Origin of the sequence: Saccharolobus shibatae B12 (assembly GCF_019175345.1) — an archaeon.
Classification (GTDB): Archaea; Thermoproteota; Thermoprotei_A; order Sulfolobales; family Sulfolobaceae; genus Saccharolobus; species Saccharolobus shibatae.
This window is the reverse complement of the sequence record NZ_CP077717.1, coordinates 1,033,233-1,054,406: the sequence shown is the minus strand read 5'-3', so window position 1 is coordinate 1,054,406 and position 21,174 is coordinate 1,033,233. Positions and strand designations below refer to the sequence as shown.

Genomic DNA, 21,174 nt, shown 5'->3' with positions numbered 1-21,174 from the left:
ATTTTATTTCACCCCATCAACTTATCATGGACATGGATACTGAAAACTTGACAAGGAAATACTATGGTTATCTTAAAACTCTGCCAAATATAAAAATATTTGCAACAACCTTTTCAGCAGAATCCTTATTTATACTGCTAAGGAGTTTCCAACTAACTTTCGATTATCTGTTTTCATTTGCACTCTACTCAATTCTTCTAACGATAATTTTTAGGAATAAGATAAAAGTAGCCTTATTTCTTATGAATCTAACTGCGATACCTTACCTTCTTCTTTCTCTGCTACCTATAGCTCCATTTTACGCATTTGGATTTTTCATGCCGCTAATGGCGTATATTCTCCTAAGTAGTTATAAGGAAATCCCTTCCATAGTACTATCTGGAATTACATCATATGTCCCTATAATATTTTACATCAAATACTCAATTATCTTTCTAATCTATATAATTATAGTAGGTTTAGTATTCCATTTTTACATATATACAGTTAATAGAAAGGGCGTAAAAATACTTGGTTTCAAATCAACGCAAGTAGCTGTTCCCTTCATAACAGCGATAACTGAAAAAAATAAGGTACCTCTAGAAAATTTTCTAAATTTAGTATCTGTAAAAACTAATCTGAGTGTATTTATGTACAAATTGGACGATTTTCTTTTCATGATACCACAAATACATTTCGGAGTTTTCGATAGTGTTGGTAGTTCTAGATTCGTTTATGATATTGAAAAAACCTTAAGAAATAGCATAGTAACGGTATTTCATGGGCCGGGTAGTCATGAATTAGATTTACCCTCATCAGCCGAAGTAAATAAAGTAATGGAAGTAATCTCGAAAAGTACGCTAGAACTTAGTAATTGGAATAAAGCAACTTTTTACGGTATTTCAATCGAAAAACGCTCTACTTTTGACATTACATCATTAGAATTCGATAAATTCAGAGTATCATTTATGGAGAGACCTGAGTTTGGAATAGATGATTTACCATCTTCCCTATGGAAGTATATGCTATCATCAAATAACTACCTTATAGATTGCCATAACTCTTTTCTAGTAAAAGAATACAATAATCACGAAATAAATAGTTTAAAGGAATTCATCATGGATCAAAGAGGGATTAAAATTACAAGGAAACTTTTGGTAGGATATGCAGAAGGAAAATTAGCTAAAACATGTGAGGGATTATGTGATAGCCGTATACGAGTCTTCACATTTGATGATGGGGTAAAGAGAGTATCCATAGTTTACATTTACGCTAATAACTCAACTAAAGAACTTAATAACGCTATATCCAATGCAGTAAGGCAAATCGTTGATAAGGTAATTTTAGTCACACCAGATGATCACTCTTGCACTGGGATAAGCCTAGGGATTACGTACTCTCCAGCCACTTTTTGTGAAGATCTTGTGAATAGGGCATCTGAACTAATTAAAAAATCCACAGAGAATATGAAGGAGATAAATAGCATACAGTATAAAGTGGTTAAGATAAAAGGTGTAAAGATCCTCGGAAAAATAATTTCTATTATGCTAAAGGCGCTAGAGGACGTGGGGAATTATACTTCAAAAACGTTTTGGATTCCCCTAATAGCACCATATGTCCTACTGGTAATTATACTACTTTTCCAAAGCCTTATTAAATTCTAAAATTATTGAGTCTACACTATGTTTCCATTTCATCAAATCTTTAGGTTCTTCTGGGAAGTGCTTGTAAACATCCTTAACCTTTTTCATATACTCAGCAACGGTCTTTAGCTTAAATAGTAGTGACGGTTTTCCAAGAGCCATAATAACTCTCATTGCCTTTTCGGCTGTGGAAAGCTGAAGATCACCACTTGTACTTGCCTCCAATAGGTCCTCCTCTCTTATCACTTTCCTATTCATTCCATAATTTATCTCATCATCACTTAACCTCTGTAGAAATCTCCTAAACAAGTCAAGGCTAGCCTGCTTAGCGCCATATCTCTCTATATAACACTCATTAGCATCCCATAATCCTTTTGCAGAGAAATCGTTATTCTCAAATGCATTAAGTATAGCTTTACCAACACAGTAAGCTGAAATCATTGCAGAACCTTTACCTCCTCCATGTACTGGATTCACTGTAAATGCTGAGTCACCTATTACTGCTATACCATCCCATACGATAGTTGCAAGGGGTCTTCTAGTAGGTACTAACGCTCCACCTTTAACTAATAGCCTATTCTTATCTATGTCTGGAGCGTAATAGTCGACGTATTTATTGTAGAATTCATGAATACTGGGATAACCCATTCCTCCCTGTATACCTAAACCAACATTGACCTTATTTGGTCCTTTCGGAAAGTACCACCAATAACCTCCCGGAGAAGCCTTCTGTGTTATGAATATTCTTAAATACGGATATTCATCAATTTCATCCTTAGTATTTAACACTTCTCTATATGCAACATCAGCGTCTTTGTCATCTAATGACTCAGTCACCGGGAATTCAAATGGAAGCTTACTTCTAAAACTGGTTGAATATCCAGTAGCATCGACGGTAATTTTAGCTTTAGCCTCTATAGTTTCATTAGTCCTTCTGTTAAACAAGACCGCTCCTTCCACTTTATTGCCAACTATTATCGGTTTCATTGCAGTCGTTAGATCTAAAATTTCAACTCCCCTATCTCTAGCCTCTTTGGTCAACCTCTGTACATAACTGGGAGAATCAATTTCAAAACCTTCTCCTTTTACAGTCCAAACGGTTTTCATGTCAGGGCTATACAGCTTTATACCTTCTACCTTTTCCTCTAACTCTTTGCCTTGAGGATAAGGCATCCCCAGGTTATCGAAATGTTCCTTGCTTATTGCATCTCCACAAGGTTTATCGCCAAATCTATTCCATGGTTTACTATCTATGGCTAAGACCTTAAGGTTAGATTGAGATAATTTCCAAGCAAGTGATGCACCAGCTATACCTAAACCAATAATTAAAACATCATATTCGGCTCTTTTCAATTTAGCACCACTATCTACTTCCCTCGTTAGAATAAAAAATTATTTACAATAATCCTTTATAATATTTGCCTTTATCGAATTAGGAACCTTAGGAAGTATTTTTTCAATCATATGTTTATTATTATCATCACAATATATTATTATACCTTTCATATCTTGACGATTTTCCAAGATCTTTTTCATCATTTGGTCAACCTCTTCGGGTTTCCAAATGTAAATATACGCACCTAAATCTATATTATCTAAAAGGGCCTCCCTGGCATTTTGTATAAACTCTGGATAAGAAATTGATGAAATGAAATTTATTATTAATTTCTTGCTCCCATTTAATCTGCAATCCTTAAACATCGCCCTAATGAAATTCGGTATTTCCTCAGCGTTGGTTGAAGAGATCACTACAATTGGCTTATTTTCAAGTTGCATAAGCTATTAGTAAGACTCAGATTTAAATGGTTTATGAAAATACCATCTATTATTATCAATTATCTTAAGAGAATAGAGGGACAATTATAATATGTGATTGTAGTAGTCAAGTATAGGATAATGGATAATAATATAAGAAAAATAGTTAACTCTCTTAGAAAAATACCATTTATAAAAGAAATATTGTTTTATAGTGGAGAGAAGAATAGTATATTTGCAAACAACTACAAAATTTGGGAAGAGGGATCTGATTTAAATCCTATAGAAGAAGTATATGATGTGAAAATACTAGAACTTGCGAGAAGAATGTATTTCCCAACATGTGGTTAAGTTCTGAGATTCCTAATGTAAAAACTTGAATCAGTGATAACTACATAACCTCTTGCTTCTGGCGGAAATTCCCTAGTTATACCACCACTATATAATACTCTTGCTAGTTTATCGATTTCTAACCTCTTATATTGGCCTATTACTAACCAATCCCATGGTCCAGCCCCAATACTCTTCCTTAACTGATCTATTTCTCCCTGGTGTCCATGAATAATGTGATATTTGACAGAGGCTGCTTCCGCAATATACATAGTTGTACCAATTATTTCTTCCCTATATCTGGGTTCTGCAGTTATACATTTTATTGCATGAGGATCCATATCTCCTTGAACGTATATTATCTGAGCCCAGGGAGCTATACTCCTAATAACGTAGAGCACATCAATGACTCTAGGACATTCATAGTCCCAATAGCATTGGGTAGTATCACCATTTAATACTATAACTTCTGGCTCCTCCTTCTTTATAATACTTGATAACGTACTTTCAACATGAGGTTCGGGGAATCTAATATTGCTCATTACTAATATCTTCATTTAGATTTCACCTTCGAAGACATACACTTTCTTAACTCCATCTGAGGAAATAACACCTCTAGCCATCCCTTTTGTATTATAGTAAGCCGAGGCATTTCCATATTTATCTAATCCTATCATTCCTATATTATCTTTTCCAAAAATTTTAGTTATTTTGTTTATCACAGCTCTTAGTGCATCATCAATAGTGAAACCTAATGAGACTAAAATATCAACTTCTTTAGCTGGTAACATCCTTAAAATTATCTCACCAATTCCGGTACTAGAAACAGCTACATTCGGCGTTGCGTAATAGCCTGCGCCCGGAATAGGAGAATCCCCAACTCTACCCGGTAATTTTCCCTTTATCCCACCAGTGCTAGTTCCGGCAACTAGATTACCATGTTGGTCTAGGGCTACTGCACCTACAGTATCTCCGGAAACCTTACTTTCGGAAATTGCATTCTTATTATTATTAGAAGTATTATCGCCACTACCTATCATTAATACATGCCTATTTTGAAGTAAGATTTCCAAAGCCTTTTTTATCGCGCTACCTTCTCTCAATCCCATAATACCCCCCGCTTGAAGTGTATTACCTATCATTATTCCAGCGTCCATTTCAATATATCCAGCTGAGTTTCTCACACTACCTTTTCCCGCATCGAAAACTCCAGACTCCTCCATATAGTATATGGCCTCTACTACGGCTTCAAGCGCAGAACCTTTCCTAAACTCATAATATCCTCTCTCTAACGCTTCGCTTATTGTCAGTTTCGCCTTATCTTGATCAGCTATTTGCCAACTTCCTGCTCCGCCGTGTATCACGAGTACTGGTAAATTATATCTCACACTCTTCTATTGGGAATAGATATTTTTATTTTCTAATTAGTAGTCTTTAAGAATAAGATGAAAGCCAGTTATACGTTACCCCTTTCCATATTGATGATAGTTTTACCAATAGTTCCAGGATTAGTAGACTCTTTTATAGCATTTTTGGTAGGAGCCCTAATAGACTTTATTATTGCAGTGTACGTTTTAATTTCTGAAAAACCTTGGATAAATGGTATAAAAACTGCAATTAGTACTCTTTACTTTACTGCGTTGTCAACATTTGCAGACGTAGCGGGAGTTTTCTTTGTTATGGCATATCAAGATGAGTACAAATTCGCCATAGTTACGTTAACCTTATCTATTCCATTCATATATAACTTGTTTCTAGTGTTGAAATCGGTATTACCTAATATAATAAAGAGAGATATATTATATGTAGGAAATGGATTCTTTGCATTTATATTAGTTTTAATTATTGGAGCAATAATAGGCAGAGCGTTTATAACAAACTTTTACGCGCTCTTACCCTTATATACTGGATTTTTAATACTAGCTATTATAGCTTTATTTTACTTCAGAAAAAAGTGAACAATATATGACGAGAATAGCAATAGTAGGCGCTGGTCCCGCAGGATTATCCCTAGCTTATTTTTTAAAAGGGAATAGAAAAGTTGAGGCAACAGTTTATGAGAGTATGGAAGAACCTGGACTTAAACCATGCGCATGGGGCTTAATAACTGGGATAGAAAATATAATACCAATACCAAATGAAACTATAATTAGTGAGATAAGGAGTTTTAGAATATATCTTGATAATAAACTTGTTTTTGATATAAGGACAGATAACAAATTAGGATACATTATTGATAAACCTCTCTTCTTAAAAAGGCTTTCAGAAGAAGTAAACGTAGAATTTAATTCAAAAGTTATAAAAAAGGATGATAAATACTACGTAAATGATAAACCACTAGATCATGATAAGGTGGTATTTGCAACAGGGCATTATAGTGTAAGTAAGTCTATGTCAATTCCCGCAATTCAGTACATTACCGACTACGAAATAGATAAGGAAGTAGTGGAATTCTATTTTTACTCTGGCTTTTTGGGTTATGCTTGGGTATTTCCAGATAGGGAAGGATCAAAAATTGGAATTGGAGGATATGCTGAGGTTCCAGAGCTAAAGGAAAGATTAAAACAAATCCTTAAGGGGAGAATTAAAATATTTCATGGAGCTAGGGTTACAGATTACGGAGTGATAGAAGACAGATTAGACGGTAATTATACGGGTGAGGCGTTGGGTACAGTATATGCAATAACTGGAGAGGGAATAAGACCGTCAATTATTTCTTCAAAAATTTTAGCGGACTCCATATTAACTGGAAAAGATTTCAAAAAGGAATTTAAAAAGAGTAAGTTATATTGGTCATTAAACTGGCATGCAAAAATTATAAAAATGACGAAAGAGAGAGATCCAAGCACGGTAAGACTTTCGAAGGCGTTGCTTAATAATGATCCCCAACTAATTTTAAAATTTGCAATAGGCGACTTTAATAGAGTTGATTTGATAAAGATCTTTGGGAGGTCCCTTATTTGAATTCCTCATTTTATTATCTTGACGATATTGATAAAAAGATACTTAATATACTACAACAAGATTCACGAATACCTTTCTCTAGACTAGCTAAGATGCTCAATTTGAGTGAGGCTACAATATATGTTAGAATAAAGAGGTTAAAAGAAAATGGTGTAATTAGGGGTTTTTATACTGAAATAGATTTCGATAAGATTGGACTCAGCGTTGTAGCTTTTATATTAATAAAAGCGGATCCCAAGAAATATGATAACATACTAAAACAATTAGTGGAAATGAAAGAGATTTATGAAATTTATGATGTAACTGGAGAATACTATGCAGTGTTGAAAGTGAGAGTACCAACTAGAGAAGATTTGGCAAAAGTATTAGATAAGATAGGAAATATGGATGGAGTTACATCAACTTATACGATGCTTGTACTTAGATCAATAAAGGATAAGAAAGAGCTTGATCTTTGAATCAGGAGCGAGAGCTCCTCATCACATCTCAGACGGTTTTCTATTCCTCATCTCCTAATCTTTTCTATTAAATGCGCGGCAATATATTTAGCTGGATTAATATTTGTAGCTGCCTCAAATCCATCCCATAAAGGCGCTGCATTGACTTCAATTATCTTGTAACCACCGTTCTCTACGTCTTCTATAATATCTATCCCAGCATAATCCAGACCAAGCACTCTAACACTCTTTAAACTTATCTCCTCCAATTCAGCATCAGGAATTAAAACTTGTGCTGTAGCACCTTGAGCTATATTAGTCTTCCATCCGCTTTTTGATATCCTATATATACTCCCTAAAACTCTATCACCAATTACAATTACTCTAATATCCCTATCTGGTTTCTTCACATATTTTTGAACGTAAACTGGTTGGTTTACTGATAAAATGGCCTTTGCTACTCTAAATGCTATATCCGGATCTGAAACTTTAACAGATCCTAAACCAAGACTTCCCACTACAGGTTTTATTACAACTTCACCCCACCTTTCTACTAATCGCATAACTTCAAAGGGATCTTCGACTAAGGCAGTGTTTGGTACTGGAATACCCGCTCTTCTCATTCGCATTAAACTTGCAAATTTATCCCTGGCCAACAACATAGAATCTGGCCTATTCATTAATACTACTCCACTTCTTTCTAGCTCCCTCAATACGTCGAATCTTTTTATGAACTGTTCAGTGGTAGAGATGAAGCCTAAATTCCTTATTAGCCCACCATCTATGTCAACTTTCTTTCCACTATATGTGAATTCTATACCCTTTTCTGTTATTTCTGCATTCAATTTAGAAATTCTAATATAATAGGCACTATGATTCCTGTTTTTTATCTCCAATAAAAGTTGCTTAGAAGCCTTTGTTACTTTCTCAGATTCATGGATTACTGCAAGTCTAATAATAATTCACCAAAAAGACCTTGAATTTAAATTTCTTAAATCTTATCTATGTTAGCCTCCTTTAGAAGACCATTAGCTAAGAACTCTGGAAGGGATCGTATTTCACTAATATATTTAGATTGGAAGGGAATGTTACTTATTAGCTCATCATATTTTTGCTTATATTCTAAATATACTGACCTAACATACTCTTCCAACTTTCCCTCTCGGTAATACTTGAATAATTGCTTGGCACTACCATCTATCTCCTCTAATTTCTTAGTTTTATAGTCAACAAAGTCGTCTATTACTTGATAGATTATTCCTAAATACTTGCCAACATCCAACATCTGTTGTTTCGTATTATAGTGCTTAGAAGCATATGCAGATAACACTGTGGAAAGCTTAAATAAACTACCAGTTTTTAACTCAATTGTTCGTATGTAATCACTATTATCATACATATCCCTTAAAGCGCCAACTGAAGTGTCTTTCCACAACTCAATGCTCGTATTTAACGCATCGTCACCATAAGAAGTCTGAATTATCCTGAGAGCAGTGGGAATAAGATAGTTGGTTATAAATATTACTTTCCTATTTCCATATACAACCCACGCAGCTTTATCACCTCTCCTAGTCGCGTCAAGGTCAACTATATCGTCCAAAGCTAAAGAAGCAGAATGTAAAATTTCAATAGCCAAAGCACCACCGTAAGAGTCCTTAATATCTCCACCTAAAGCAACAGTAAAGAACATGTTTAAAGTTCCCCTAAAGCGCTTACCATCTTTAAGAATATAGCTACTTATATCAACTAGATCCCAATCCCTATTTGAATTTAGAAATTGTTCGATTAATTTGTCTATAGTAGTCTTAGCTTCTAGCCAAAACTCTATGATGCTCAATCAGCAGAACCTCCTTTATTTCTTTTTTAAGTAAAACATAATCATACTTAAATATATGGGTGCTAATAGTGGGTCTACATCTATAAGAACATCAGTAACCTTTTTCCCCTTTGATTTTAAGGAAAAAATCATCCTTCTAATAATATACATATCGACACCAGTATAAACTATCTGTGCACCATCTAATATTTTAGTATCAAAATAACTTGAAACATTTATCCCAAGACTCTCTAAGAAAGACTTAGCTGGAAGCATCACCGGAGATAAGAGAATAGGCAAATCTGGGTTGAAAGCTTTGGCATAATTCTTCACGTAATCATCTAAATCCGAAAGGTCGTTTAATTGATCTAAAATTCTTTTTTCTCTTACTGTACTTTTATTATTACTTAATACTCTCAAAATGGATAGGGATAGATTAATCTCACAGAAAGTTTTATCTAAACTATTAATTGAAATAAAATTATATCTAGGTTTAATATCTGTAACACCACAATGGTAGATGCTTCCTCTTACTCTTAAACTCTCTATACCATCCAAAAGTTCCCGCAAATCATTTTCATCCCCAGTAAACGCTACAACGTTTGAAACTTCAACATAAGGATTGTAAATAAACAGAAAATCGTAAATATTTAATGTGTTGATTATTTTATTCTTCAAGGAAGAAAGAGCTCTTGCAAGAGTAAATGCAGGGAGTTCAAGACCACGACCATATACTATTAAATCTATTTGCGGAAAATTAATATTTAAAAACTTCACCAATTTCCTTATACTAGTGCTGTCTTCAGACTGTTGCAACAGGAACACGACCCCTCTTCTGGTTTTTCTGGTAACCTTTGAATTAACGCATATAAAAGTTTCTTAGCCTTTTCCGTATTCTCTGCCATAACTCTAGTGACCTCCTCTGCTGTAACTGGAATCTCAGCGAAAACATCGTAGTCAGTCACCATGGCAATAGTAGCATAACACATTTGTGCTTCACAAGCTAGATTAACCTCTGGTACTAACGTCATACCGATTATATCAGCCTTGTAAACTTCTCTCCACGTCCTACTCTCAGCCCTTGTAGAAAACCTAGGACCTTCAATACATATGTAGGTACCACTTTCATGCGTCCTAATATTTAGTTCCTTAGCGATCTCTAATGCCAATTTCCTTAAGCTATTACAAAATGGATCAGCCATTGAGACGTGAACTACTACGGGGCCATCGAAGAAGGTGTAATCTCTTTTCTTTGTCATATCTATAAATTGATCTGGTATAACAAAATCACCGGGTTTATAGTCCATTCTTAAGCTACCTACTGCAGAAACTGAAATCACCCATCTAACTCCAAGTTCTTTTAATGCCCAAATATTAGCCCTATAGTTTATTTTGTGAGGAGGAATTCTATGTCTCCTTCCGTGTCTAGGCAAGAACGCTACAGTCTTATTTCCGATTTTACCTATCGTTATTAAATCGCTAGGTTCTCCATATGGTGTATATATTTTTACTTCCTTACTCTCCGAAAAAATACCCGGATCATATAACCCAGAACCACCAATAATTCCTATCGAGGCTTTTTCATTTTGCTCAATCATAAGTGAAATACATTAACGTACCTTATAAAGTATAAACCAAAAAATTGATAAAGTTTTAACAGAGATTTTTTAGGGAGTTAATTTTGCCCAAAATACCAGTGAAAGTGGTCACATGGGATGAAATAGTAAGTCTTTCTACTAAATTGGCCGAGAAAATTAAAGATGATAAGTATGATGTGGATGTGATAATTGCGATAGCAAGAGGAGGTTTAGTTCCAGCTAGATTAGTGGCTGACGTCTTGGGTGTTTTTGATATATTATCAATAAAGATAGAGCATTGGATAGTGACAGCATCTCATACTCCAGAGGCTAAGGTGAAATATCCATTTAAGGTTGACCTATCAGATAAGAACGTAATTATAGTAGATGATATAACAGATACTGGAGATAGTATAGAATTAGCACGGAAATATGTAATGGAAAATTTTGGACCAAAAGAAGTTAAAACAGCGACTTTACAATATATAAAACCAGCTGCGAAAATAATGCCAGATTACTACGCAGAAGAGATTGTAAACTGGGCTTGGTTTATGTATCCTTGGAATTACTGGGAGGACGAAATTAACTTAGTGAACAAAATTCTGGTAGAAAGGAAAATAAAGGATATAGACTTAAATGAGCTTAAAAAGAATTTTGTTGAAAATTATGGAATAAAAGACCCACCGATCTCATTAGATAAAATACTAATGGAAATGAAAAGAAGAAAAATAATCTAATTAATATAGCCTATACCTTAACTTACCCACTACACCATTAAACGTTTTTTTAACCCATTCAGCCTCTGGTACTTCATCACCAACCACAAAAACCTTAACGCCATAATTTTCCGCATCTTGAGCTAATTTCTCTAACTCTTTATCACTAGAGTCCTCATGAATTACTATAGCCTCTACTGCTCCCATTTCCATAGCTTTTTTAATTTGCTCCTTTCCATATATTATTAATCCATCATCCTTAGCCAAATGATATTTTAATTCCTCTAGTAATTTCTCCACCTCAACATATTGTTGATTCTTTAATAAATCCTCAGCCCTCATTATCATTTCCCTTAATCCAACCTCACCTTGATCAGAAACGTCAATTAAAGGTTGTAAAATTAGATTCTTTATCCTATAGTCAACATAATCTTCCTTATAGAAATCCTCTTTAGCATATCCTGGACCACCTAATAGTATACCTTTCATCTTGCCAGTCTGAATAAAAGGCATAAAATACGCATTGACTTTCTCACCAACCTCTTTTAAGAAATTATGATACATCTCGTCTATTATTCTGTCAATTCTCCTCTGAGACTGTCCTCCCATCATGTGCTTCCCTGGTACAAAACCTTCAATTTCCTCTAAAATTTCTATTCTAGTTCCCTTAAGTAAACCTATAGTGGCCTCATCCCTCTCCACAATTATAAGACCATATACTACAGTATCCTCCACCATATCCTCCAAAAATTCCACATGAAACTCCTTGTCAGTTCTATAGAAGAATAATGGAACTTTATCAGGAGGAGAAAACATAAAACATTTGAAATCCTCAGTATCGAAATTTTCACCGCAAAACAATACCAAACCATTACCATCTATCTTCGGTATCTTGTTCAGCCTATCTATTGCCGCACCTATCGCGGAAAGTACGGCATCTCTAGTCCTCTTGAGCTTTATATTCTGAGCTATGGAGTACTCTTGCCTAAGTAGATTAACCACATCGGGAATTGGTCTACCGGGTGGTATATACAAAGACAGAAGAACAGTAGCTGGTGCCTTCCATTTCTTCAATTCCTTAATTAGTGCCTTTAATTCTTGCTTATTTAAAGCATATTCGTCAAAGACTCATCCCTAATCATTATCACTTTAACATGCAATCCCTTAAAAATCTGCCGATCTTGCTTCATATCAATAACATCAAAACCATTAAAATTGATAATAAAAACTCTGATGAAAATGGCATTAGCGCATACAGTACTGGTACTATGAGACCCATCACTGAACCAATATTCAAAGCCAAACCCATCCTCTTTGGATCTTCACCTCTAATTGCGAGATACTTCGGCGTTATCCCTAAAATACCAAGACCTACACTAGTAAAAACAATTACCATCGTGGGCAATAGAATAAAGGTAATAATGCTACTAAGGATTACAATAATGGAACTAATAACCAAAACCTTTCTAATTCCCACTTTTCCGCTAATCATAGGTAAAAGCACGTAAGTTGGAATTGATAACAAATAGGATGGAAGAATCAACCAGGTAAGCTTTATCGCCTCCAAAAAGCTCGGCATAACTTGCAAAATGAAAGCTGGTGTTAACGCTGATATATAAATCAGTATTGAGGTAAGCCTAGGAAAAGATACAGAACTCCCACTTCTCTCTCTAAACTTTTCCTTGTTTAATTCAAACAACGCTAAAAACATTATTAAAATTCCACTTATAGTAATTACATTCCAATTTTTAAGTAAGGAATACACAAGATAGCTAATTACCCAACCTATAGACCAACCTGCAGTGGTAAAACCTACTAACACATTTCTACCACTTCTTACAGCACTCTCAACCGCATAGCTCGTTAACAGACCAAATATTACCCCTACTAGAAATCTCACAAAAATTAAAGCCCCTAAAAAGTTTTGAAGAACAACTAAAAAGCCAAGCAATGGAAAACAATAAGAAACTACACTACCTCTGAACAACTGATACATGAAAGAGCCAATTATCCTACCTAGAAATGGTAAAGCAATTATTGCGAACACCTCCCAATACGCTAAATGCATAGAATTACTGAGCCAGCTTACAAAGAATGATGGATAAACTAACACAAATGTAGGAACAGCATATGAAATGATCGGTAACGTAAAGGATTTCACTTTACTGCCTAGCAAAGACCTTACACCTTCAACTTACGTTTAAAGAACAACTAAGCGAGGGACCATGCTAAAACTTTTAACCTCTTAACCACACTAACTTTCTCTAATGTGAGTATCCGCGTCCCGTGGATTCTGAATTTTAGCGGTAGTCAACAGATAATTAGCCACTATAGTTCGAATAGTATTGTATCCATATCATTCCCTTCGCAATCTAATCCATACTAATATCATGAGCAATAATGACAATTTGTTTATAGTCTTAATTTATGGAACTTCTCTTATGCCATATAGCTATGTAGAACAAATCTCTTCATATTTATTTAGTTTCCAAATGAAACAAGATCCATAGAGTATCTCTTCATACTAACCTAAGCAATTATTGCCCCAAAAGGAGAGCTTCTCAACTCCGTCCTGTACTTGAATTATAATTTTAAAAGTTCGGAACCTCTATCTCTTTCATAAAGTCGTTCTGTTTTATTCTATGGTAAAACTTTATACCTAGTTAATATAAAGTATTGGTGTGCGGGGGTGCCCGAGTCAGGGCAAAGGGGGCGGACTGAGGCTCCGCTGGCGAAGGCCTGCGCGGGTTCAAATCCCGTCCCCCGCATAAAATTATTTCTATTATATTTTTATCATATACTATGGTATTATCATTCCTCTAGAATTTAGTTTCAATTATTTTGTCTATAACGCATTTACGTGACTTTTAGTTATTTTTAATCACTTCCAATCCTCTTAAAGCTATTAAATAAGCTGATCCCATATGCCTATCAAAACCCCTCAACCTCATAACCACCTCATGCTCCTTAGAACTCATAGTACCCCTAGGACTAACTAGGATGACATTAAAACCCAGTTTCAACCCCTTAATAACACCGTGGACAAGCATTTGCCTCTTAGCAAAACGCGAAACCTTCCTATTACCCTTCCTACTCCTCGTAAACCTCTTCCCCTTAACAAGGAATAAATCCTCAAAAACCACGTAGTCAACCCCGACAAGAAACTTTAAAGCTTGTGACAAGGCATTAAACCTTAACGCCCTTCCCCTTAGGATAACCCGGCCTAGTTACCGTTTGTCCCTACACCTTCATTTCAATCATTTTATCTTCAATCATGATTAAGTGTAGGGACTTAGCCCTCAACCACTGCGGGTCATGGGACTCCTTTGAGCCCAACGGCACGGGGCTCACATCTCCGCAATTTTCACCCTCATCTTTTTGGGCATAGCCCACATCGGTGTGAGGGCTCATCTCCATCATAGAAATTTAAAATTAACGAATATAAAAAGATTTCTATCAACATAAAAAAAGGATTCAGCCCAGAATACCAATAAGTGCTAGTAGTAACAACTCCACCTAACTTATCCAAGACTACAACATTCAACCTATCACTATTCAAATCAAAACCAGCAACAAGAACAAACCCGAACTCTATAACTATAATCTTTATTATAACGAGAGCTATAATCTTGTAAATCTTAAGTACTTTTAGTTATGAGTTCAAATTCGTCTACTTTATTTGAAAAATTGTTAACCCATTTGTTCTTCGTACTTCTAAGTTTTTACGCTTTCTAGATTATTCTTTTTGTGACATATCTTTGAGAGAAACTTAAAATCTAGTTTTCTAAGGCTCAAGTTCGCTTATTCCGCCTAATACATAACTAGCTAAGAGTTCTAAATGATTTAGATCAACTTTATAGGATCCAAAATAATTTTCATCAAAGAAGAACAGAAATACTTTACTTATCTTCACGTTACTTTTGGGAGGCAAGGAATCTAAAAACTTCCTTACTAAAACGTCATGCTCGTTATCTTCCCTTATGACCATATTTACAACTAAAAAATTAGTCCCTTCCTTATCATTCCATTCCTTTATGTAATTTAACGTATTATCAATCGAAGAAAAGTCCGAAATGAAAATATTGTAAATACGATCCCCCTTAATATCTGATAGCGTTCCTCTAGGTATCCCAGAATAGGTATCAATTATCACATATTCGTAGTTGTCAAACGAAATCTTACTGAGATCATCGCATGCAAATACGAAAAAATCTCTTACATATGTTAACTCACAATCCTTAACACCCAATATTCTTGAAACAGTATGAAGGTTATCCATATCCAAAAACAATACCCTATACCCAGAAGTAGAGATAGTCCTCGCTAATGCATAAGCTATAGAGCTTTTACCAACACCACCTTTAATACTCAAAAGTCTGACGATATTTGTTGTCAATAATTCTCTATGCTATACTATACATCTAAATTTAATAATTTTTCCGCTTCAAACTTAAAACCATATAAAACCTATTGTATAATGATCATGAGTGTGATAGAGAAATTTGTTAAAAATATTGAAAAGGTATATGACAATGAAGAGGTAAGAATGCTAGAAAACCTATGGTTGAAAAAGGTAACTAATTTTCCAATTAATCTACAAGTTGTTGAAGAAGAGGATGGAGAAAAATTACACCTATTTGTACTTAAAGGAGCTGAAGCCATTTTATTACATAAGCCCACGAATATATTTTTATACATAACTAACTTAACATCAGTAGAACTGGAGACCTTAAGGTATATCACAATAAAGAAGAGGGGTGAAGAGGCTGATGAAGCTTTCGTAAGCCTTGCGTACGAATATATTAGCTTTAAGAATAAGGCCAAGATAGGGATAAGACAATAGTTACCCAAAGTTAAGAAACCGATTTATATTGCGGAGAAGACTAGTTTTTTATGAAAGCCCTAGTTTTCGACAAGAGTGGTTTAGAAAATCTCAAGGTAAAAGAAGTTCAAGAACCACAATTAGGTCCACATGACGTTTTGATAAGAGTAGTTAAATCTGGTTTAAACCCTATAGATTACTTCGTAATTAACGCTATTCCTGTTACCCCAATGCCCCATATCCCCGGTGCGGAAGTTGCTGGAGTAGTTGAAAAAGTAGGGGATCATGTAAAAGGACTAGCTAAAGGAGATAAGGTAGTAGTATACAACAGAGTATTTGATGGCACTTGTGATTTGTGCCTATCTGGAAGAGAAATGTTATGTAGAAGCGGTGGGATAATGAGTGTTATAACTAACGGTGGCTGGTCAGAATACTTTTCGGTTCCAGATAAGAATGTTTTTAAAATTCCAGAAAGTATGAGTTGGGATCTCGCAGCAAGTTTACCTGTAGCTGCTCTAACTTCGTACCACTCATTAAAAGAATTGGAAGTCTCTCCTAATGATACTGTAGTGATCTTTGGTGCAAGTGGAAATACTGGTATCTTTGCAGTTCAACTGGCTAAAAAGTTCGGAGCAACAGTGATAGCGGTTTCAAGAAAGAACTGGCTAAAGGACTTTGGTGCAGATTATATAATAGGATATGATAATGTAGTACAAAAGGTTAAAGAAATAACCAATGGAAAAATGGCTGATGTAGTAATAAACTCCTTAGGATCTTCTGTGTGGGAAAAAAGCTTACAAGTTCTAGGTTTAGGTGGTCAATTGGCATTCTTCGGGACTTTAACTGGAAGTGAAGTGAAGGTAAATCTAAGCTCCCTATACGGAAAGCATATAAAAGTAATTGGAACCACAGGTGGATCTAGGAAGGAACTAATGGAATTAATAAATCTGTGTAAGGATTGCAAGGTAAAGGTTCATAAAACTTATAGACTAGATGAAGGTGTAGAGGCGGTAAAAGAAATTATGAGTGAAAATAGAGACGGGAGAGTAATGTTGCAAGTATCATAAAATCGAGGTGGGCTCTCTCAACAAATCTAATATATATCTGACGATATCAGTTATCTCTTTAGGAGGATCAATATCTTTGAAATGTCTTTGTGTTAGAGAAAGATAATAGGGAACAACAAATCTAGCAGATCTCTGCAGAATCTCGTCTCCTCTTATAAATTCCTCTAACTTACTTTCTTGACCTTTGAGGATTTTATTTATAATCACTGCTATAATTTTTAGAAATTTAACATCCCTTGGTAAAGAAATACCTAAGATTTTCTCAGCGTAATTCTTTACAAAATCATTCAGCAGAGCTGTATAGTTTAAATATCTTTTTATCGGAATCTCATCTCCACTAAGAACTAATACTGTATTATATGCAAAGTTTCTAAAATTTTCCATAAATGCCTTTAACTCTATCTCGGTTGCGAAGTCATGAGGAATAGATGAATGATCTACAATGACTATATCACTATTTTTTATTAATTTACCATATAAGTATTTGAATGTGCTAAAATCAAAATTATTAAGATCATTCTCGCTTGAAAAAGACATGTTTATAACTGAAAAGTTATTCTTACTAACATAAAATAACTCGTTCCTTCCTTTCAGAAAGGAAAAAATGTTATTATTAATATTATATATCCGGCTTATAGTTCCAGAATATGTCTTATCTACGAGTACTACATTGTAATACTCACTTAGCTGTCTGGCTAAATAATACGATACGGTAGATTTCCCAGAACCACCTTTAAAGCCAACCACATTTATCCTAATCATTAATTTCTATTATCATCAACAACCTTATAAATCTATATTAGAAAAATAGTATTGGTTTTTCTATAAATTTTTAGTGTAAGCTTTCTTGGATGTCGATAATTAGCTTTAATTATTACGCTCTTAAAACGTAATTTGACTTAAAGGTTTAAATAACAGTTAAATTTCTTTCTTTTAGCTCCATTTTACCCAATCCTTTTTTAATACTCACTGTAAACGCAATAATTATCTTCTTTACTACATATAACTCGGCAATATCATGTTTATTTGAGAGTATTACATCGATAAACTATACATGATAATATACTGTTCAGTTTCTCGTTTTCGTACTCAGCGATTATTGGATTATAGTTATACATCTTCTCGTCAAATTCAACAACTATAACAGCATTAAATAACTCGTTATAATTATTATAGACTTCATTTGCAATTTTTGTAGCTTCAGATAGGCTTTCTGGTATTGGTGGAACCATATTTATAGCTAATACCTTGTATTTTATATTATTCTCCCATAATTTAGCGTATTTTATAGTAGAATTTATGGACAACATATCACTTAAGAACACTTCTTTTTTCTCTGTCTCTAACTCTTCTAGTAATGCTATTACAATATCATTATCTGGAAGTATACCTACTGAAGAATCTAAAATAATATAATCCAATTCTCTCTTAAGAATACTATTTAAAACTTGAGGTATCTTATTGCTTAATAAAGAATAATTCTTATTCACGTTTAAAGGATCTGAAAAAAGTTTTAAGATATAAAGATTATCAATGTTTTTTAAACTTCTTGAAAATATTGGCAAATTGCGTTCGATCTCCTCCAGAAGTCCAAGATCATTATGTCCTAATATTAAAGATCCAAAGGAAAAATAATCATGATCAATATACATAACTTTTTTACCCATTAAAGACAAGCGTTTAGCAAAATAAAGGGAAAAGGTTGTTTTACCTATACCTCCTTTTACTCCGAGCACATAGATGGCTTCCATAATCTAAACCACATAACTCTTCTCCAATGCTAAATAAAAATTTTATGTATGATTCTTACATTTTCAGAATTACATCTTAGCCATATAAATCTTTTTAATTTCCTTTATGCAACTATATCCCTACAATTAACTTAGCAAATTAATTTGCGTTTACTTAAACTTAATTTTGTTCATTGATAATTCTTCTCACTGTTATTACTAATTGACTTAAGATAGTTTATATATTTCTCTATAGCGTCTCTAATGAAATCACTCCTATGCTCATAACCTAAGTTCTTCACTATTTCATCAACCATACTCAAAATATTTTCTTCGAGCTTGAATGTTATAACAACCGATCGTTCATCTTCTAGTATATAAGTGGTCTCATTAACTTTTACTATCTTTTCCACAAATTATCGCCTATAGATATTACTAGTTATAGGTTATAAATCTTTATGATTACTTATAACATACGACCCTAAGGATATATTAAATAATAATTAAATATAGCTAATCTATAACTTGAAACATGTATTAACTCTCATTAATTATAATCGTAATTTGGAGGGTGTCTCATGCAGTCATCCTATTCGATATTGAATAGTAAACTCATATCAAATTTTCTCTAACATAGTTTTTTCATAATAGGTTCTATATGCTCCGTCTCTAACAAACCTAAGTTTTGCAACCGTAGGAGGTCAACGAAAAGGAAATAAGCCCGCAAGAACTTCAAGGCAAATCCATATGTGAAGCAAAGTCTTACATAGAGGAGAAGTTTCGCGTGAAATTAAGTTACGTAACAGCTTGTAGAATAGCGAGAAAAAGATTGAAAATCCTACATAAAACCATATTCAACAAGAAGCGACGCTTTAACGCCGATTTGAAGGATAGACTAAAGGGCGTCATTAAGAAGGGTATTAAGGTGCTTTTCACGGACAAGTCGGGTATTCATCACGATCCTTCTAGGAGGTTGGGGTTGTACGATGTTCCCGTGGATTATCCTATTAAAAAGCTTAATATTCTAGCTTGTATTCCCTTGTTTAACGGTGTTCCTTGTTTCATTTCCACCTATTCCAATGTTAATTCTAGAGTTTTTGTCGAATTTCTTCTCTTGCTTAGGAATTCCGGTCCTATCGTGTTGATCCTTGATATAGTCCATTTCTTAGTAAGTGCGAAGAGAATATAGCTTTTGTCAATACAAAATATAGCCAGTTAAACCCCTTAACTCATTCATTCCCAACATCAGCCACTAAGTTAATAACCCTTTTACTCCTTTGCAAGTATTATGAAAAAGACTATATAATCTTGAATACACTCTTGATTCAATGTAGGAGGAGTTCTATTATTTGGTTTCGATAAATGATTACACAAGTTATTGGGTTAATAAGTTTCACGACGTGCTCGAGAAACTGAAGGAAGAAGCTAGTATGAAAAAGTTTTTATCATTTCTCCTTTATTATTTGTTTTCAAGTTCTATCAAGTTTAATTCATTAACTATTCAGACTTATTCGAATGTTCTTCTATATTTTGTAATGGGAAATATTATTTTCCCTTCGCGTCTATTAAGAAAAAGACTATATACTTCTCGTAATTTTAACAGATCTTAGAATTATGATAGATAAAAGATTTGGAGGAGACCGAGATTAAAATAATTTTCATAATTCAAAACATTAATTCTTAGTTATTGCTCCATGTACGGCTATAACTATAACGCCAATAAGTAGGCAAAAATACGAATAATCCCCCAATAATACTGACAAAATAACTCTCTTATCAGAATAAAAAAGAGAAGCCAGTATTAACTCTACTATACCAGTCAAAACTAAAGCCCTTCCGAGATTATATATTTTCATTTTTTATTCACCCTCTCAAATATGATGTAGAACGAAACTACTAGCACAATCGTAAGAAGAATTGTCTCGTACTCTTCTACATTATTATTTCTTTGGTGACTTAGTATATAGGAAGGGATTAATTTATACACCCCTGGGCCTAGGGGAATTGTCGCTCCAATTAAAGTTGCATTAATTCCATCTCCTATGTAATGTATCACTATGCCATTGTATACGTCAACATAAATTGTAAAATTGCGTATATTTATAATAGTGGTATTTATTCCCTCAAACTGAGTGACTGTACTTTGTTGTGTTACATTTGGTACATAAAGAAGGAAAATTGGATAGGCTACGACATATGATAATGTAATGTTATGACTTATCTCAGTCATGTTTATAATAGCAAAATTTTTGCTCACATTAAGTATAGTAATCAGCATAAGATAATGAGTATAATTTCCAGTTATTAAATATAGAAGACTAACATTAGCTAACTCCAT

Annotated in this window: 24 protein-coding genes, 1 tRNA gene and 3 pseudogenes; 10 read left to right on the top strand and 18 right to left on the bottom strand. The window is 34.1% G+C overall.

Going from position 1 to position 21,174, the window contains the following annotated elements:
• Positions 1–26 precede the first annotated feature (26 nt).
• The gene (locus J5U23_RS05860) at positions 27–1,643 is read left to right on the top strand and encodes a DUF2070 family protein (protein WP_218267258.1); all 1,617 of its coding nucleotides are present in this window, start codon (positions 27–29) and stop codon (positions 1,641–1,643) included.
• Here J5U23_RS05860 and J5U23_RS05855 read toward each other — a convergent pair.
• On the bottom strand, positions 1,614–2,975 hold the full coding sequence (locus J5U23_RS05855) for a digeranylgeranylglycerophospholipid reductase (protein ID WP_218267257.1): 1,362 nt from the start codon (positions 2,973–2,975) through the stop codon (positions 1,614–1,616). The two genes, J5U23_RS05860 and J5U23_RS05855, sit on opposite strands and share 30 nt — an antisense overlap.
• Before the next feature lie 39 nt (positions 2,976–3,014).
• The gene (locus J5U23_RS05850; protein ID WP_218267256.1) at positions 3,015–3,398 is read right to left on the bottom strand and encodes a DUF5751 family protein; all 384 of its coding nucleotides are present in this window, start codon (positions 3,396–3,398) and stop codon (positions 3,015–3,017) included.
• A gap of 93 nt (positions 3,399–3,491) precedes the next feature.
• Between J5U23_RS05850 and J5U23_RS05845 the strand changes: the two genes are divergently transcribed.
• Positions 3,492–3,728: a hypothetical protein gene (locus tag J5U23_RS05845; protein ID WP_012710327.1), complete on the top strand. Its 237-nt coding sequence runs from the start codon at positions 3,492–3,494 to the stop codon at positions 3,726–3,728.
• On the opposite strand, the gene J5U23_RS05840 is transcribed toward J5U23_RS05845, so the two are convergent.
• Positions 3,725–4,264, bottom strand: coding sequence for a metallophosphoesterase family protein (locus J5U23_RS05840; protein WP_218259877.1), 540 nt, complete (start codon positions 4,262–4,264; stop codon positions 3,725–3,727). The two genes, J5U23_RS05845 and J5U23_RS05840, sit on opposite strands and share 4 nt — an antisense overlap.
• Positions 4,265–5,095 carry an isoaspartyl peptidase/L-asparaginase gene (locus J5U23_RS05835; RefSeq protein WP_218259876.1) on the bottom strand — a complete coding sequence of 277 codons (831 nt, stop codon included), beginning with the start codon at positions 5,093–5,095 and terminating at the stop codon, positions 4,265–4,267. It lies immediately after the preceding gene.
• A gap of 57 nt (positions 5,096–5,152) precedes the next feature.
• Between J5U23_RS05835 and J5U23_RS05830 the strand changes: the two genes are divergently transcribed.
• The 3 genes from J5U23_RS05830 to J5U23_RS05820 are packed head-to-tail and all read left to right on the top strand — an operon-like array spanning position 5,153 to position 7,129.
• Entirely contained in the window at positions 5,153–5,665 is a 513-nt protein-coding gene (locus tag J5U23_RS05830) for a hypothetical protein (protein ID WP_218267255.1), read from the top strand.
• Positions 5,666–5,672: 7 nt separating this feature from the next.
• Positions 5,673–6,671, top strand: coding sequence for an NAD(P)/FAD-dependent oxidoreductase (locus tag J5U23_RS05825; protein WP_218261397.1), 999 nt, complete (start codon positions 5,673–5,675; stop codon positions 6,669–6,671).
• Entirely contained in the window at positions 6,668–7,129 is a 462-nt protein-coding gene (locus J5U23_RS05820) for an Lrp/AsnC family transcriptional regulator (RefSeq protein ID WP_012710322.1), read from the top strand. Before J5U23_RS05825 ends, J5U23_RS05820 begins: the two co-directional genes overlap by 4 nt.
• 47 nt (positions 7,130–7,176) lie before the next feature.
• Here the strand turns inward: J5U23_RS05820 and J5U23_RS05815 are convergent, their stop codons facing one another.
• Genes J5U23_RS05815 through J5U23_RS05800 form a run of 4 tightly spaced genes read right to left on the bottom strand, consistent with a single transcriptional unit; the run spans position 7,177 to position 10,522 of the window.
• On the bottom strand, positions 7,177–8,049 hold the full coding sequence (locus J5U23_RS05815) for an ATP-grasp domain-containing protein (protein WP_280638410.1): 873 nt from the start codon (positions 8,047–8,049) through the stop codon (positions 7,177–7,179).
• Between the two features lie 50 nt (positions 8,050–8,099).
• Entirely contained in the window at positions 8,100–8,945 is an 846-nt protein-coding gene (gene gdS-2, locus J5U23_RS05810) for a hexaprenyl pyrophosphate synthase (protein WP_218259873.1), read from the bottom strand.
• Between the two features lie 15 nt (positions 8,946–8,960).
• Positions 8,961–9,749: a hypothetical protein gene (locus J5U23_RS05805; RefSeq protein ID WP_218267254.1), complete on the bottom strand. Its 789-nt coding sequence runs from the start codon at positions 9,747–9,749 to the stop codon at positions 8,961–8,963.
• Positions 9,710–10,522, bottom strand: coding sequence for an S-methyl-5'-thioadenosine phosphorylase (locus J5U23_RS05800; protein WP_218267253.1), 813 nt, complete (start codon positions 10,520–10,522; stop codon positions 9,710–9,712). The genes J5U23_RS05805 and J5U23_RS05800 overlap by 40 nt, the downstream gene beginning before the upstream one ends.
• An 83-nt stretch (positions 10,523–10,605) precedes the next feature.
• Between J5U23_RS05800 and J5U23_RS05795 the strand changes: the two genes are divergently transcribed.
• Positions 10,606–11,238 carry a phosphoribosyltransferase gene (locus tag J5U23_RS05795; protein ID WP_218267252.1) on the top strand — a complete coding sequence of 211 codons (633 nt, stop codon included), beginning with the start codon at positions 10,606–10,608 and terminating at the stop codon, positions 11,236–11,238.
• On the opposite strand, the pseudogene prf1 reads toward J5U23_RS05795, so the two are convergent.
• Positions 11,239–12,312: pseudogene (prf1, locus tag J5U23_RS05790) on the bottom strand (peptide chain release factor aRF-1); the annotation flags it as partial.
• Positions 12,313–12,403: 91 nt separating this feature from the next.
• On the bottom strand, positions 12,404–13,393 hold the full coding sequence (locus tag J5U23_RS05785; RefSeq protein ID WP_218261393.1) for a transporter: 990 nt from the start codon (positions 13,391–13,393) through the stop codon (positions 12,404–12,406).
• A gap of 507 nt (positions 13,394–13,900) precedes the next feature.
• On the opposite strand from J5U23_RS05785, the gene J5U23_RS05780 reads away from it, so the two are divergent.
• Positions 13,901–13,985, top strand: a tRNA-Leu gene (locus tag J5U23_RS05780).
• A 99-nt stretch (positions 13,986–14,084) separates the two neighbouring features.
• Here the strand turns inward: J5U23_RS05780 and J5U23_RS05775 are convergent.
• The 3 genes and pseudogenes from J5U23_RS05775 to J5U23_RS05765 all read right to left on the bottom strand — a co-directional run.
• Positions 14,085–14,448 (bottom strand): annotated as a pseudogene (locus J5U23_RS05775) (hypothetical protein); the annotation flags it as partial.
• A 9-nt stretch (positions 14,449–14,457) separates the two neighbouring features.
• Entirely contained in the window at positions 14,458–14,610 is a 153-nt protein-coding gene (locus J5U23_RS05770; protein WP_218267572.1) for a hypothetical protein, read from the bottom strand.
• Between the two features lie 391 nt (positions 14,611–15,001).
• A complete protein-coding gene (locus tag J5U23_RS05765; RefSeq protein WP_218267250.1) occupies positions 15,002–15,613 on the bottom strand; it encodes a nucleotide-binding protein in 612 nt (203 codons plus the stop codon).
• Positions 15,614–15,694: 81 nt separating this feature from the next.
• Between J5U23_RS05765 and J5U23_RS05760 the strand changes: the two genes are divergently transcribed.
• On the top strand, positions 15,695–16,060 hold the full coding sequence (locus tag J5U23_RS05760) for a hypothetical protein (RefSeq protein ID WP_218267249.1): 366 nt from the start codon (positions 15,695–15,697) through the stop codon (positions 16,058–16,060).
• Positions 16,061–16,110: 50 nt separating this feature from the next.
• Positions 16,111–17,106: an alcohol dehydrogenase catalytic domain-containing protein gene (locus J5U23_RS05755; RefSeq protein WP_218267248.1), complete on the top strand. Its 996-nt coding sequence runs from the start codon at positions 16,111–16,113 to the stop codon at positions 17,104–17,106.
• On the opposite strand, the gene J5U23_RS05750 is transcribed toward J5U23_RS05755, so the two are convergent.
• The 3 genes from J5U23_RS05750 to J5U23_RS05740 form a co-directional block, all read right to left on the bottom strand.
• A complete protein-coding gene (locus J5U23_RS05750) occupies positions 17,101–17,868 on the bottom strand; it encodes a ParA family protein (protein WP_218267247.1) in 768 nt (255 codons plus the stop codon). The genes J5U23_RS05755 and J5U23_RS05750 overlap by 6 nt on opposite strands.
• A gap of 260 nt (positions 17,869–18,128) precedes the next feature.
• Positions 18,129–18,857: a ParA family protein gene (locus J5U23_RS05745; RefSeq protein WP_218267246.1), complete on the bottom strand. Its 729-nt coding sequence runs from the start codon at positions 18,855–18,857 to the stop codon at positions 18,129–18,131.
• A gap of 170 nt (positions 18,858–19,027) precedes the next feature.
• Positions 19,028–19,249, bottom strand: coding sequence for a ribbon-helix-helix domain-containing protein (locus J5U23_RS05740; RefSeq protein WP_218267245.1), 222 nt, complete (start codon positions 19,247–19,249; stop codon positions 19,028–19,030).
• Positions 19,250–19,533: 284 nt separating this feature from the next.
• Here J5U23_RS05740 and J5U23_RS05735 point away from each other — a divergent pair.
• Positions 19,534–20,001: pseudogene (locus J5U23_RS05735) on the top strand (IS630 family transposase); the annotation flags it as partial.
• Positions 20,002–20,509: 508 nt separating this feature from the next.
• Here the strand turns inward: J5U23_RS05735 and J5U23_RS05730 are convergent.
• On the bottom strand, positions 20,510–20,692 hold the full coding sequence (locus J5U23_RS05730) for a hypothetical protein (RefSeq protein ID WP_218259861.1): 183 nt from the start codon (positions 20,690–20,692) through the stop codon (positions 20,510–20,512).
• Positions 20,689–21,174 (bottom strand): hypothetical protein, encoded by a 486-nt coding sequence (locus J5U23_RS05725; RefSeq protein ID WP_218267244.1) that lies wholly within the window; start codon positions 21,172–21,174, stop codon positions 20,689–20,691. The genes J5U23_RS05730 and J5U23_RS05725 overlap by 4 nt, the downstream gene beginning before the upstream one ends.